This is a genomic window from Methylobacterium sp. E-065 (genome assembly GCF_022829605.1).
In the GTDB taxonomy this organism is placed as follows: Bacteria; Pseudomonadota; Alphaproteobacteria; order Rhizobiales; family Beijerinckiaceae; genus Methylobacterium.
Genome location: NZ_JAKSYD010000188.1, coordinates 121,371 through 135,643 on the forward strand (window position 1 = coordinate 121,371; position 14,273 = coordinate 135,643).

Annotated in this window: 12 protein-coding genes; 5 read left to right on the top strand and 7 right to left on the bottom strand. The window is 68.4% G+C overall.

Features of this window, described 5'->3' with window-relative positions; genetic code table 11:
* The first annotated feature begins 24 nt into the window (after nucleotides 1-24).
* Nucleotides 25-3,105 carry an FAD-binding and (Fe-S)-binding domain-containing protein gene (locus MKK84_RS23435; RefSeq protein WP_243924192.1) on the top strand — a complete coding sequence of 1,027 codons (3,081 nt, stop codon included), beginning with the start codon at nucleotides 25-27 and terminating at the stop codon, nucleotides 3,103-3,105.
* Between the two features lie 11 nt (nucleotides 3,106-3,116).
* Entirely contained in the window at nucleotides 3,117-4,013 is an 897-nt protein-coding gene (locus tag MKK84_RS23440; protein WP_243924327.1) for a ketopantoate reductase family protein, read from the top strand.
* A gap of 39 nt (nucleotides 4,014-4,052) precedes the next feature.
* Here MKK84_RS23440 and MKK84_RS23445 read toward each other — a convergent pair whose 3' ends face one another.
* The 5 genes from MKK84_RS23445 to MKK84_RS23465 form a co-directional block, all read right to left on the bottom strand.
* Complete coding sequence (locus tag MKK84_RS23445) at nucleotides 4,053-4,514, bottom strand: hypothetical protein (protein WP_243924193.1); 462 nt, start codon at nucleotides 4,512-4,514, stop codon at nucleotides 4,053-4,055.
* Between the two features lie 657 nt (nucleotides 4,515-5,171).
* The gene (locus MKK84_RS23450; protein WP_243924194.1) at nucleotides 5,172-5,483 is read right to left on the bottom strand and encodes a plasmid stabilization protein; all 312 of its coding nucleotides are present in this window, start codon (nucleotides 5,481-5,483) and stop codon (nucleotides 5,172-5,174) included.
* A gap of 18 nt (nucleotides 5,484-5,501) precedes the next feature.
* Complete coding sequence (locus MKK84_RS23455; protein ID WP_243924195.1) at nucleotides 5,502-7,121, bottom strand: hybrid sensor histidine kinase/response regulator; 1,620 nt, start codon at nucleotides 7,119-7,121, stop codon at nucleotides 5,502-5,504.
* Nucleotides 7,122-7,243: 122 nt separating this feature from the next.
* Entirely contained in the window at nucleotides 7,244-9,217 is a 1,974-nt protein-coding gene (locus MKK84_RS23460) for an AI-2E family transporter (RefSeq protein WP_243924196.1), read from the bottom strand.
* A 68-nt stretch (nucleotides 9,218-9,285) separates the two neighbouring features.
* The gene (locus MKK84_RS23465) at nucleotides 9,286-9,666 is read right to left on the bottom strand and encodes a response regulator (protein WP_012320502.1); all 381 of its coding nucleotides are present in this window, start codon (nucleotides 9,664-9,666) and stop codon (nucleotides 9,286-9,288) included.
* Between the two features lie 185 nt (nucleotides 9,667-9,851).
* Here MKK84_RS23465 and MKK84_RS23470 point away from each other — a divergent pair, with 185 nt between their 5' ends.
* The gene (locus MKK84_RS23470; protein WP_243924198.1) at nucleotides 9,852-10,505 is read left to right on the top strand and encodes a glutathione S-transferase family protein; all 654 of its coding nucleotides are present in this window, start codon (nucleotides 9,852-9,854) and stop codon (nucleotides 10,503-10,505) included.
* A 7-nt stretch (nucleotides 10,506-10,512) separates the two neighbouring features.
* Here MKK84_RS23470 and MKK84_RS23475 read toward each other — a convergent pair whose 3' ends face one another.
* Nucleotides 10,513-11,427 carry a pyridoxamine 5'-phosphate oxidase family protein gene (locus tag MKK84_RS23475; RefSeq protein WP_243924200.1) on the bottom strand — a complete coding sequence of 305 codons (915 nt, stop codon included), beginning with the start codon at nucleotides 11,425-11,427 and terminating at the stop codon, nucleotides 10,513-10,515.
* A gap of 8 nt (nucleotides 11,428-11,435) precedes the next feature.
* Nucleotides 11,436-12,062 carry a glutathione S-transferase family protein gene (locus MKK84_RS23480; RefSeq protein WP_243924201.1) on the bottom strand — a complete coding sequence of 209 codons (627 nt, stop codon included), beginning with the start codon at nucleotides 12,060-12,062 and terminating at the stop codon, nucleotides 11,436-11,438.
* A gap of 97 nt (nucleotides 12,063-12,159) precedes the next feature.
* On the opposite strand from MKK84_RS23480, the gene MKK84_RS23485 reads away from it, so the two are divergent.
* Both MKK84_RS23485 and MKK84_RS23490 read left to right on the top strand, forming a co-directional pair.
* A complete protein-coding gene (locus MKK84_RS23485) occupies nucleotides 12,160-13,056 on the top strand; it encodes a LysR family transcriptional regulator (protein WP_243924202.1) in 897 nt (298 codons plus the stop codon).
* A 283-nt stretch (nucleotides 13,057-13,339) separates the two neighbouring features.
* Nucleotides 13,340-14,251: an amino acid ABC transporter substrate-binding protein gene (locus MKK84_RS23490; RefSeq protein ID WP_243924203.1), complete on the top strand. Its 912-nt coding sequence runs from the start codon at nucleotides 13,340-13,342 to the stop codon at nucleotides 14,249-14,251.
* Nucleotides 14,252-14,273 lie beyond the last annotated feature (22 nt).

Here is a 14,273-nt window from a genome sequence, read left to right on the forward strand (position 1 = left end):
ATCCGCGCGGTGTAGAAGGCGGGTATGATCCCGGTCCTGACTCGCCCAACCGAGGCCGTGCCGCTCTACGCCGCGGCCTGTGCGGAGCTGCGGTTGCGCGGCTTCGCGGGCGACCTATCCCTGTCGGACGCCGACCGCACCGTCTTCGCCACCGACAACTCGATCTACCAAGTGGAGCCGGGGGCCGTCGCCTTCCCGCGTTCCCGCGATGACCTGGTGCGCATCGCCAAGCTCCTCGACGACCCGCGCTTCTCCGAGATCGTGATCCGGCCCCGCGGCGGGGCGACCGGCACCAATGGCCAGTCGCTTGGCCACGGCCTCGTGGTCGACACCTCGCGGCACATGAACCGCATCCTGGAGATCGACGTCGCCAACCGCACCGTGCGGGTCGAGCCCGGGGTCGTGAAGGACCAGCTCAACCGGGAACTCGCCAAGCACGGCCTGTTCTTCGCGCCCGAACTCTCCACCTCGAACCGCGCCACCCTCGGCGGGATGATCTCGACGGATGCCTGCGGGCAGGGCTCGTGCCTCTACGGCAAGACCCGGGACCACGTCCTGGCGCTGACCTGCGTGCTCACCGACGGCACGGTCTGGACCGCCGAGCCCCTGGATGCGGAGGGCTTCGAGGCTGCCAAGGGGCGCAACGACCGGGTCGGTGAGATCCACCGTACCGTGGACGCCGTCGTCACCGCGTGCGCGACCTTGATCGAGGAGCGCTTCCCCAAGCTCAACCGCTGCCTGACCGGCTACGACCTCGCGCATCTGCGCGATGCCGCGGGCCGGTTCGACCTCAAGAGCGTGCTCTGCGGTTCGGAGGGCACATTGGCGCTGATCGCCGAGGCGCGGCTCAACGTCCTGCCGATCCCGAAATCCTCCGTCCTCGTGGCGCTGTCCTACGTCGATTTCGACGCGGCCTTGCGCGACGCACAGGCGCTGCTGCCCTTTGGCGCGGCTTCGGTGGAGACCATCGATTCCACCGTGCTGGCGCTCGCCCGCAAGGACCCGATCTGGGCCGAGGTGCGGGCTTTTTTCCCCGAGGATCCGGCCGGGCGGCCGGTGGACGGCATCAACCTCGTGGAGTTCGTCGGCGACGACGAGGCCGGCGTGGAGGCCGCCCTCACGCGGCTCACCGACATGCTTGAGGCCGAACGCGGCACCGACACCAAGCGTCTTGGCTTCACCATCGCCCGGGGCGCGGCGATCGAGCGGCTCTGGACCATGCGCAAGAAGGCCGTGGGCCTGCTGGGCGCCGCCAAGGGCGATGCCCGGCCGATCCCCTTCGTGGAGGACACCGCCGTCCCGCCGGAGCGGCTCGCCGACTACATCGTGGAGTTCCGCGCACTCCTCGACGGCAAGGGGCTGCGCTACGGCATGTTCGGCCACGTCGATGCCGGCGTGCTGCACGTCCGGCCGGCGATCGACCTGAAGGATCCGGACCAGAACCGCCTGATCCGCGAGGTCACCGAGGGCGTCGTCGCGCTCACCGCCAAGTATGGCGGCCTGCTCTGGGGCGAGCACGGCAAGGGATTTCGCTCGGAGTTCGTGCCGGAGACGTTCGGGCCGCTGATGCCGGCGCTGGAGGCGATCAAGCGGGCCTTCGATCCGGATGACCGGATGAACCCGGGCAAGATCGCCTCGGCGCGGGGACAGAGCCTCACGCGGATTGACGGCGTGCCGCGCCGGGGCGAGCAGGACCGCACCATCCCGGCGCCGGTCCGGCAGGATTTCGACGAGGCGCTCCACTGCAACGGCAACGGTGCCTGCTTCTCCTTCGATGCCGACGAAGCGATGTGCCCATCTTGGAAGGCGACCCGGGAGCGCCGGCATTCGCCCAAGGGTCGCGCTTCTCTGATGCGCGAGTGGTTGCGCCGGGCGGCGGCGGACGGCCTTGATCCGAGCGCCGAGCTGGCGCGGCAGCGTTCCGGCTGGTTCCGCGACGTAGTCGCCACCCTGTTGGATGCCCTGAAGCCGTATTCCGCCCAGCAAGATTTCTCGCACGCGGTCAAGGAGGCGATGGATGGCTGCCTCGCCTGCAAATCCTGCACGGGGTCCTGTCCGATCAAGGTCGACGTGCCGACCTTCCGGGCGAAGTTCCTGGCGCTCTATCACACACGCTACGCCCGGCCCCTGAAGGACCACCTCGTGGCGGCGCTGGAATCCCTGCTGCCGCTGGCCGCTAAGGCGCCACGCCTGAGCAACGCCCTCCTGGGCAACCCGATCGCACGCCTGATCCTGGCCAAGGCCGGGTTAGTCGCGATCCCCAACCTGTCAACGGTCGATCTCCGAACAGGGCTGGCCGGTCTCGGTGTCGCGGTCGCGAGCCCCGAAGCATTGGCGCGGCTGAGCCCGCACGAGCGCGCGACGGCGGTGCTGGTGGTGCAGGACGCCTTCACCAGCCATTTCGACGCGGACGTCGTGGCCGACGCCTGCGCGCTGCTGATCGCCCTGGGCTTCCGCCCCTGGCTGGTGCCCTACCGACCGAACGGCAAGCCGCTGCACGTTCACGGCTTTCTGGCTCGGTTCGCCGCCGTTGCGCGTTCCAACGCCGCGATGCTGCGCGTCTTCGCCCAGCAGGGCGTGCCCCTGGTCGGCATCGATCCGTCGATGACGCTGACCTACCGGTCCGAATACGTGCAGGTGCTGGGCGATGACCTGCCGAAGGTTCATCTCCTGCAGGAATGGCTGGCGACCCAGCTCGACCGGATCACGCCGCGTCAGGGCGCTCGAACCATGCGGCTCCTGCCCCACTGCACCGAGCGCACCAACGCGCCGGGGGCGGTGCGCGACTGGCAGGCCGTGTTCGCGCATCTCGGGCTGCGTCTCGACGTGCCGGCGGCCGGATGCTGCGGCATGGCCGGAACCTACGGGCACGAGGCCCGCCATCGCGCCACCTCGGAGGCGATCTACGACTTGAGCTGGGCCCGCCAGGTCGCCGAGGCCCCCGGCTGCACGCTGCTGGCCGACGGCTATTCCTGCCGGTCCCAGGCCAAGCTGGTCGACGGCGTGCGGCTGCGCCACCCGGTCCAGGCGCTCCTCGAGCATGTCCGTTCGGAGGTCGGCGCTGCGCCGTTCCATCCGGAGCGCGCGGCGGCTGCGGCGACGTGAGCGGCACGGGCCTGACCGTCGCCGTGTTGGGGGCCGGCGCGGTCGGCTGCTACTACGGGTTCCTCCTGGCGAAGGCGGGCCATGCGGTCACGCTGATCGGACGTCCCGCCCTGGTCGAGGCGGTCCGGGCGTCCGGGTTGATCCTCGACACCGGGGCTGGAACCGACGCCGTCCCCGTGCAGGCGACCACGGAGGGGAACGGGGTCGCCGGGGCGGACCTCGTCCTGGTCTGCGTGAAATCCGGTGATACCGAATCGGCCGGTGCGCTGATCGCCCCGCACCTCGATCCAGCGGCGGCGGTCTTGAGCCTCCAGAACGGCGTCGACAATGCCGAGCGCTTGGCCGCCATCCTCAGGCATCCCGTCGTGCCGGTGGCGGTCTACGTCGCCACCGAAATGGCCGGGCCGGCGCGCGTCCGACACAACGGGCGGGGCGACCTGATCATTGGCGCCTCGGCGGCGAGCGGGCGCATTGCTGCCGCCTTCACGGCAGCCGGCATCCCGACCAGCGTGTCGGACCGAGCCATCGACGCCCTTTGGGGCAAGCTGATCCTCAATTGTGCCTACAACGCCCTCTCGGCGCTGATGCAGCTCCCCTACGGTCGACTGGTGCGGGGCGTCGGCGTGGTCGCGAGTATGACCGACGTGGTGCAGGAATGCGTCGCCGTGGCCGAAGCGGCCGGGGTGTCCATGCCGGCCGATATCCTCGACCAAGTGCTGAGCCTCAGCGCCACCATGCCCGATCAGCGCTCCTCCACTGCGCAGGACCTCGCCCGGGGGCGCCCCAGCGAGATCGATCACCTGAACGGCTATGTGATGCGCATGGGAGCCGCGCTGGGTATCCCGACGCCGGCCAATCGGATGCTGCATATGCTCGTCAAGCTCGCCGAGGCACGTGGCAGCGGCTGATCACGAAGCACGCCACGCGCGGTGTTGCCCGACGCGCGATCAGAAGACGCCCTCTTCGGCCAGCATCCTGCCGGACCGGATCGCGGGCTCCGCCGTGAAGTATCGCCGCTGGATCTCTCCAAAATCGACGATCCACTGGTCCATCGTGTCCGCAACGACGGCGACGCCGGCGGGGGTGAGTTGGATGTGCCGCGAGCCCATCGAGTCGATGGTCGCGATGACGCCGAGACGCTGCGCCTTCGCGACGTACTTCCGAATGGTTTCGGGTCTCAGCGACGCGATCTTGATGCTGCCGAAGGCAAGCTTCTTCTCGACCCTGAGTCCGGGCTGCAGCGCCAGGTATGACAGGATGTGCCAGAGATCCATGGCGTCCCCGGCATCCGTAGTCTGACCCGATTCACTCCGGAGGGCGGCATCCCAGCCGACGAACTGCCGGTTCGTGAGCTTTAAGAGCTCTTGGACGCCCTCGCTGCACAGGAAGTCAGTCTTGGCGCCGGTCATCGCGAAGTCCCTTTGGTCAAATTCGCCCAGCGTGGGCGCTACCCGTCGCCGGAGCACAACATAAGCGCTGTTCCGCTGCTAGCCCCCTAACATGCGATGCGACATTGAATGAATACAAATTTCGGCGCAGCTTTTTGCGGAGTTTTGACACAAAAAGCTGCTTTGACACTTATTTATCAGTCGAGGGCTGGGGCATGTGTCGTACTGATCGGCGTCGGGCAAGATCCGCTGCTGTTTGGGCCAGCATCATGCCGAAATCGAGCAAACAGGGAGCTTCTACAAGTGGAGCCCTAATTCTCAGATGGATCGGGGCACGTCAAAGATCCCTCCATTCGAGTCCTGGATTGGACAAAATATCCGAGACGCTGCCGTCAAATGTAGTCTATCCCGATTGGTTAGCCGTTTCGCGTACGCCAAAAGCTTGATATCGGGCAGGATTATCCGGCTCCTTCCAAGGCGCAACTTTAGGGCGAATTTCCTGAAACGGTGCGGTGCGCGCGAGCTGAGCCGTTTATACCGCCGTCCGGACCTGACATCTTCCGACGGTTCCTTCAGGTCGAGACCGTCTCAACCACTTCGGTCCGGCGGATGGTCGGACGGGCGGTTTCCGGTTCGGCCACAATCTGTCGTGGAAAAGCTTTTGATCTGAACCCTGGATCATGCGCCCGCGGCGTTGGCCTTCCGGGTGGCGGCCGCCTTCTTGGCCGAGGCGGAGCGCTCGGCGGCCGTTCGCCCGCCAGATGCCTTTCCGCCGGCTTCGCCGCCCTTGTGAGCCGCCGGGTGACCGGTGTCCTTGCCGCGCCCGGAGCCGCCGGGTTTCTTCCCGCCGCCGTCATCTTTGTTGACGGTGGCCCAGGCGCGAGCTTCCGCCTCGTTCTCCGGAACGCCGCGGGCCTCGTAGGATTCGGCGATGTGCTCGGCCTTGCGCTTCTGCTTGTCCGTGTACTTCGACTTGTCGCCCTGTGCCATGGCGCGACTCCCGTGCGCTCAGCCCACTCCGGTCGGACCGTCGAGGATAGCCCGCACGCGGCGGACCAGCTCCGTGCGCCGGTAAGGCTTGTTGAGTAGGTCAAACTCGGAACCACCGATGTCGGTTCGCTCCAGGCTGGCCTCCGCGTAGCCGGTCGCGAGCAGGACCTTGAGCTTAGGCTGGCGTCGCCGCGCCTCGCGGGCGAGCAGCACGCCGTTCATGCCCCCCGGCATGATCAGGTCGGTGAACAGCAGGTCGATGCGCTCGCTGGAATCGAGGATCTCCAGCGCCTCGCGGGCATTGCCGGCCACCAGCGTCACGTAGCCGAAATCCCGCAGGATGGTGCGGGCGAGTTCGGCGACGTCTTCACGGTCATCCACGATCAGGATCGTCTCGGTTCCCTGCCGGTCCACGGACCGCAGAGAGACTTTTGGCGGCGTGTTGACGGCGCCATCGGTCGCGGGGAACGAGAGACGGACCGTCGTGCCCTCGCCCACGGTGGATTCGATCTGCGCCGCACCGCCCGATTGCTTAGCGAAGCCGTACACCATGGAGAGGCCGAGGCCCGTGCCCTTGCCCTCCTCCTTGGTGGAGAAGAACGGGTCCATCACCCGGGCCAGCACAGCCGGTGGAATGCCGGTGCCGGTATCGCGGACCGCGATGCTGACGTAGCGGCCAGCGCGCAGCGGCCCGATCTCCCGGCCGCGGGCCGCGACTTCGCTGTTCTCCGTGGAGATCCGGACCGTGCCGCCGTCCGGCATCGCGTCGCGGGCGTTGATCAGCACGTTCAGGATCGCGACCTCAGCCTGGGTCGGGTCGACGCGACAGTTCCAGAGATCCGGAGCCAGATCGAGCTCGACCTTGACGGCCTCGCCCACCGAGCGCGCGACCATCTCGCCCATCCCCTCGACGAGGGTGTTGAGATTGACCGCGCGTCCGTCCAGCCGCTGCTTCCGGGCGAAGGCCAGCAATTGCTGCGTCAGCGTGGTCGCGCGCTCGGCCGCTTGCCGGATGTTGTCGGTGGCGCGACCCAGCCGGGCACGGTCGGCATCCGGCTTCTCAAGCCCGGCCGCCAGGATGTCGACATAGCCGACGATCACCTGCAGCAGGTTGTTGAAATCGTGTGCGATACCGCCGGTGAGCTGGCCGAGCGCCTCCATCTTCTGCGCTTGGCCGAGCGCCTCCTCGGCGTCGCGGCGGCGCGAGACGTCGAGCTGCGAGCCGAAATAGTACACGAGTTCGCCATCGGCATTGTAGACCGGTGAGACGAACAGCGCGTTCCAGAAGGTCGAGCCGTTCTTGCGGTAGTTCAGGATCTCGGTGGCGAATTCCCGCTTCTCGGCGATGGCCGCCTTGACCTGTGCAACCGACTCTCGGTCGGTGTCCGGGCCTTGCAGGAAGCGGCAATTGCGGCCGATCAGTTCCTCGGGCGTGTAGCCGGTCATCGCCAGGAAGGCGCGGTTGGCGAAGATGATCGGGTTATCGGGCTGGCGCGGATCGGTGACGATCATCGGCATCCGCGTCGTCTCGACGGCCGCGAAGAAGATGTCGCTCTTGCGATCCGTGACGTCGCCCGGCGCGCTGTCCCGAACTTGGGGACCGGGGCCTGAGGGTGGGGTTTCTGGGGTCTCGGACATGCGAGGCGGTCTTCACCTTGAAGCCGTGGAAGTGGGGCCGTGCGGCCTTTCACGACCTGCCGGTGCGGACTCTAGTGGTCAGGAACGCGGAGTCGACCGAACGGGTTCTCCGTGTTGAACGCTCAGGCGGTTGCCGTCGTGGGGACCGGATCGGGCAGCGGGACCTGCGAAACGGGGGCGACCCGCCGCGTTGGTTCGCGGCAGGTGCCCAGCACCGCCGACAGCGCCTCGTTGAGCGAGGTCACGAGGAAATCTGCCGAGGTCGCCCGGCGCAGGCGTTCCAGCGTCGCCGGGTCGCGCTCGCGCCAGAAGCCCACGAGGATGCGCACGCCCGGCACCGCGGCGCGCGCCTGGCGGACGGTGAAGCGGATCTGCGAGAGGCTCACCGGCTCCAGATAGGAGAAGCAGATCAGCGCGAGCCCCTCCGGATTCTCGGGCCGCTCGCCGGCGCGGATCGCCGCCATCGACATGATCTGCGAAGCCAGCCCGTGCCGGCCGAGGATCTGGCTCAGCATCAGGGTCGCAGCCTCGTCGAACGGGCCGCGGCTCGAGACGCACAGGACGGGCGTCTCGCCGCGCCAATGGGGCGCCAGATCCTCGCGGGTGAGAACGATGCCCGCCACCTGCCGGTCGGGTCCGATCGCAGCCAGCGCCGCTGCCGTCTCGGTGTCGGGGCTGCGTCCCGATGCACGCCGGTTCCGCCGCGCGACCGGCGCGGTCTCGAGGCGGTCCACCACGCTGCGGATCGCCCCACCGACCTCCTTCTGGCGTTCGCGGTCGAGAGTCCCGCGCGACATGTCCTCCTGGGCAAGCAGCAAGCCGGCGAGTGCAACCTCGTCGTAGTAGGTGACGAGGGCTCGCTCCTTCAGGAACTGCCAGCCCTGATCGATCGCCTCGGCCGGGTCGCCAGCCAGCATGCGCTGGTAGAAGATTTCGGGCGGCGACAGGGCCGGTTGGTCGCCGAGCAGCACGTCGAGATACCAGAGCCGCTCCACGTGCCGCCCCAGCACCACGAGACAGACGGTGAGCGGGGTCGCCAGCACGAGGCCGATCGGTCCCCACAGGAAGGTCCAGATCGTCGCCGCCAGGATCACGGCCACCGGCGAGAGGCCGGTGGAGTGACCATAGAGCAGCGGCTCGATCACGTGGCCGCAGATCGGCTCGACCACCAGGAACAGCGCCGCGGTGGCGATGACCATCGACCAGCCGGGATCGACCGCGGCGGCAAGGATCAGTGGCAAGAGCGCGCTGATCGCGGCGCCGATATAGGGGACGAACCGCAGGATCGCCGCGAGCACGCCGAACAGGGTCGGGCTCGGCACGCCGATCACCCAGAGACCGACGCCGATCACGACGCCGAACGCGAGGTTGAGGGCAAGCTGCGCCAGGAAGAAGCGGCTGAGCCGGCCGGTGGCATCGTCGATCGCCGCCGTGGTCCGCCTCAGGTCCTCCGAGCCGCCGGCGAGCCGGATCGCACGGTTCCGCAGATCCTCGCGCTGCAGCAGAATGAAGATCGTGAAGATCAGGATCAGACCCGTTGTCGCCAGCGGATGAACGAGAGGGCCGGCGAACGTCTGGAGCGTGTCGACCACGTTGGCGCGGGCGGGGGTGATCTCCACGGTAAGCGGGTGCGTGCGCGAGCCGGGTTCGCCCTTGATCTCGGCGGCAGGCGGCGGCTGCAACGTGGCGCTCAGATCCTGGACCATGTCGACGATGCGCGAGAGGCTGCCGGTTCCGGCGGTCGCACCGCGCAGGTCCTTAATCTTCGTGCGCATCGTCTGGGTGTAGCGCGGCAGGTCGGCGGCGAGCTGGGACGCCTCGCTGGCGATCAGGCTGCCGATCCCGAACAGCGCGCCGAACACGATCACCACCACCAGCAGAACCGCGGCCGCGCGGGGCACGCGCAGACGCCGGAGCAGGCGGACCGCCGGCACCAGGACGAAGCTGAGGAGGATCGCCAGCGTCACCGGCACGAGGATATCGCGCCCGAGATACAGTGCCGCCATCGTCGCCACGACGAGCAGGAGCGACGCCAGCGTCACGAAGACCGGAAGGCCCTCCCGCAGGCGCTGGGCAGTGACAGGATCCTCGCTCACGGACACGCTCCAAACTTCTCACACGCGGGGGTCGGGTGGGAACGGCTTCGAGCGCGAACGGATCCGCCTCAGCTCGCCTGTGCGGTCTCGCCCAGGGCGGCGCTGATCTGGCTGAGCAGCTTCGAGAAATCGACAGGCTTCGGGTGGTAGTCGTCGCAGCCCGCCTGGATCGCCTTGTCGCGATCCCCCGACATCGCGTGGGCGGTGAGGGCGATAATCGGGATCGCCCGCGTGTCGGTGCCTGATTTCAGCGTACGGGCGACCGACCAGCCGTCGAGGACCGGGAGGTTCATGTCGAGGAGGATCACATCGGGCTGGCCCGAGCGGGCTTGCCGAACGCCGGCCTCGCCGTCATGGGCCAGGATCACCTCATAGCCGCGCCGCTTGAGCCGCCGGGACAGGAAGTCCCAAATCTCTTCGTGGTCCTCGACCAGCAGAATCTTCGCCATCAGAACTCGAATCCCCGGCTCGCGTCGTGCCGGCCGACCGGCCAACGCGCGGCATCGCACAATCGCCCAACGTTCCTGCCGCGATTCCGGTCCGCGGAGAAGGGGGCTTCGATCAGCGGTTGACCCGGCTGTCAGCCGGTAAGAGCGTGCCGCGACCCGAATCGGCAACTTCAGGGAACAGCAGCGTGGCGGATAAGGCTGACATCACGTTTTATCACGCGCCCAATACCCGGTCGTCCGGGGTGCGCGTGCTCCTTGAGGAGCTGAGCGTGCCCTACCGGCTCCACACGCTCAACATGCGCGCCGGCGAGCATCTTCAGGAGGCCTACCGCGCCATCAACCCGATGGCGAAGGTGCCGGCGATCCGGCACGGCGACGCGCTGGTCACCGAACAGGCGGCGGTCTACCTCTATCTGGCCGACCTGTTCCCGGAGGCCGGTCTCGCGCCAGCCACGACCGACCCGGCGCGCGGGGCCTATCTGCGCTGGATGGTGTTCTACGGTTCGTGCTTCGAGCCCGCGGTGATCGATCGCCACCTGAAGCGGGAGCCCGGTTCGCGCGCCATGTCGGCCTACGCGGACTACGACAGTGTGATCGCCCGCGTGACCGAGGCACTGACGCCAGGGCCCTACCTTCTCGGCGACCAGTTCAGCGCTGCCGACATCCTGTGGGGCAGTGCTCTCGGCTGGACCACGGGCTTCGGCCTCGTCGCGCCCGATCCGGTGCTGACCAGCTATGTCGAGCGGGTCCGGTCCCGGCCGGCCTTTCAGACAGTGGCAGCTGCGGACGGGCAGCTTGCCGCGGAGCACGAGTCCGCCGCGAAGGCGGGGGCTGTCTGACGGGCTATCACGCCGTCTCCCAGATGCCGGTGCGTGCGAGCTGCGGCGCCGGCTCGGGCCGGCTCCAACGCAGGGGTATGGCGGCCTGGCGTCGCCAGCCACGCTCAACAGTGAACGACCAAGACCGTTGCGCGCCCATGAGGCCCGCCGCTCCCAGGCCACTCCAGTCGATCGCCGTCCGCCCCTGCAGAACCAGGAGGTCGCCGCGCGCGAAGTCGAGGAACAGGAGCGCTGCCCGGTTCTCCCCGAGGAGGTTACCCAGGGTATTGTAGTAGCGGTTCCCGGAGAAGTCCGGCACGGTCAGCACGTCACCGTCGACCCGGACGAAGCCCGGCCGGCCGCCCCGGTGCGAGATGTCCGCGCCGCCGTCCGCGAGGCCGTCCCGGGATCGGGTCGCGACGAACAGCGTGTCGGCGCCGCGGATCAGGGCCGTGGCGCCCGCGTCGAGGGCCGACAGGGATTCGATCGGTCCCGGCGAGCGCTGCACCGGCTCGGCCACGCGCCTCTGAATGTATTGGGGGCAGTTGCCGAAGCTCTGGGCGACGGCAATCGTCATCCCATCCCCGTCGCGCCGCACGATGCGGCCGTTGGCCCGGTTGCGCCGACGCGTCGCGAAATCGAGGCCGAGCAGGCCGGCCTCGGCGCCCGGCACGAGCGCGCGGGCCGCCGGATCGGCCGGGTCGAGGGCCGCCGCGATGGTGAGGTGCGTCGCGTCGGGCGATCGCACGAAGCCTGGCTGCCCCGTCAGAACGGTGGCGATCGGCGCGCCGTCGGCGTCCACCGTGCCGGCGAAAAGGTAGGGCAGGCCCGCGAAGAACATGCGGTGCTGCTCGGGCATGAAGGGGCGGATCGCCGGGGTCTCGCCGAGGACGTGGCCGGCCCGCTGTTGAGCCAGAAGCTCGTCGGCATGGAAGCTCGCCATGGCACACCTCAGACGGGTTCGGGGATGGAAGAGGTCGGCATCGGGACGAAACCCGGCAGCGCCTCCACGCGGGCGAGCCACGCCCGCACGGCCGGGTAGGGCGCCAGCGACACACCGCCCTCCGGTGCGTGGGCGACGTATGAATAGCAGGCGATGTCGGCGAGCGTCGCCCGGTCGGTCGCGAGGTAGGGGCGATTGGCCAGATGGCCGTCCATGAAGGTAAGGATCCGGGCCGCCGCGGCATGGACGGTGGCGCGGTCGGCCTGGGCGCCGAACACCACCATCAGCCGGGCAAGCGCCGGCCCATACCGCACCTCGCCGGCCGCGATGGACAGCCAGCGCTGGACCTGCGCGGCGCCGAGCGGATCACCCGGCATCCAGCCGCTGTCCGGCGCGTAGCGCACAGCGAGATAGACCAGGATCGCGTTGCTGTCGGCGATCACCGTGTCGCCGTCAGTCAGAACCGGGATCTGGCCGAGGGGGTTGAGGCGCCGGAAGGCTGCCGCCTCCCGTTGCGCGGCACTCGCCGCCTCGACGAAGCGAAAGGGCAGCTCGAGCAGGGATAGAAACAGCTCGGCGCGGTGCGAGTGGCCTGAGAGGCGCAGGCCGTAGAGGGTGAGATCGGGTTCGGTCATCGTGTGCGTCTCCCTGACAGGACCGATATCGCCATTGCGCAGGTCGGCGAAAATACCGAGTCTGTGGCAGTCAGAATTTCACAGGTCACAACAATCGATGGATCGCTTGGACGAACTCGCCCTTTTCGTCGCGATCGTCGATGCCGGCAGCCTCAGCGCGGCAGCGCGGCGGCTGCACCGCTCCGCCGCGGCGGCGACCCGGGCACTCGCCAGCCTTGAGGCCCGGGCGGGCAGTCGCCTCGTGGAGCGTACGACACGCCGCCTTGCCCCGACTCCGGCTGGCCTGGATCTCGCCGAGCGGGCCCGGGGCCTTCTTGCGGGATACGAGATGGCCGTGTCGGGGGCGTCGGGCGACGCGGTGCGCGGCCTCCTGCGGATCACGGCGCCGGTTCTGTTCGGACGCAAGCATGTCGCCCCGGTCGTGTCGGGCTTCCTCGATGCCTATCCGGAGACGCAGATCGAGCTTGTGCTGGCCGACCGCAACCTCGATCTCGTGGAGGAGGGGATCGACATCGCCCTGCGGATCGGACAGCTCGCGGAATCGCGCCTCCTGGCGCGCCGCGTTGGGCAGGTTGGCCAGATCGTGGTGGCGAGCCCGAATTACCTCGCCACCCGGGGGACGCCGCGCAAGCCCGCGGATCTCGCCGAGCACGATACCATCCTGGGCGTCGTGCGCTCGGGGCTGCGGGAATGGCGTTTCGGGGCGAGCCGCGTGCGCCTCGCGCCGCGCCTCATCGTCAATGAGGTCGAGGCCGCGTTGATCGCCGCCCGGGCAGGGCGGGGTATCGCGCGGGTCCTGTCGTACCAAGCTGCCGAGGACATTGCGGCCGGCCGCCTCGTCCGCCTGCTCGCCGCCCACGAGCCGCCGCCGGTGCCGGTGCAACTCGTGACCCCGAGCGCGGATTTCCGGCCAGCCCGGGTGAACGCCTTCCTGGACTTCGCCGCCGCAGCACTCCGGGCTTTGCCCGTGCTCCGCGCCGATGCCGCGGGCTAACCCGCTGAGGGCGCTGGCGTCCTTGCAAGCGCAGTGAAGCAATCCGGGGCGGCGCCCGTTCAGTGAGCCCTGCGCTTGACTGAGTGGCATCGCTGCGCCCACGAATACGGTCGGGCGATCGGCTTTGGCGACGGCAAGATGTGTCTTCATCGACGCTTCCGATCTCTTCGCGGCCGGACTCTTGCTGATAGGCCTTTCGGAGCCTGATCGGACGCGCATTCGGGCTCCGCCGGTCCCGACCGGCCGACTGCCCCGACGCGCGACGATCGGATCAAGCCAGCCCATGCGTCTGCTCTCTCTCCTCGCGGCCCTCGTCGCGCTGTCCATAGCCCAGCCGGCCCGGGCAGATACCCTCACTGGCACGCTCAAGAAGATCCAGGACAGCAACCGGCTGGTCCTCGGCGTGCGCGATACTGCGCCCCCGTTCAGCTACATCGACCAGAACCAGAAGGTGGTCGGCTTCGCGATCGACATCTGCATGAAGATCGCCGACGCGGTGAAGCGCGAGCTGAAGCGGCCGGGTCTTGAGGTCGGGATGGAGTTCGTCAACTCTTCGTCGCGCATCCCGCTGATCACCAACGGCACGGTCGATCTCGAATGCGGGACGACGACCAACAACGCCGAGCGCAAGAAGCAGGTGGCGTTCACCAACACCCACTTCCTGACGGCGACCCGTTTCGTCTCGAAGAAGGATCAGCACATCGCCAGCCTGGACGATCTGCGCGGCAAGACCGTCTCGTCGGTCGCCGGCTCGACCAACATCCTGATGCTGATCAAAGCCAACAACGAGCGCAGGCTCGGCATCACGGTGATCGCCGCCAAGGACGTCCCGGAAGCGTTCCTGATGGTCGAGACCGGCCGGGCGGCGGCCTTCGTGATGGACGACGTGCAGCTCAGCGTCGTGGCGGCCCAGTCCAAGGAGCCCGCCGCCTACGTGGTCAGCGACGAGACGCTGTCCAACCCGGAGCCCTACGGGATCATGATGCGCAAGGACGATCCGGCCTTCAAGGTGGTGGTGGACCGGGCCACCGCCGACCTCTACCGCAGCCCCGAAATCCAGACGATCTATGATCGCTGGTTCCTGAAGCCGGTGCCGCCGCGCGGCCTCACCTACAATGTGCCGTTGTCCTCCGCTTTGCGCTGGGCGTTCGACCATCCGACGGACGATTCGGATCCTGCGTTCTACGCGCACTGATCTGTCGCATATCGGGGTTCCG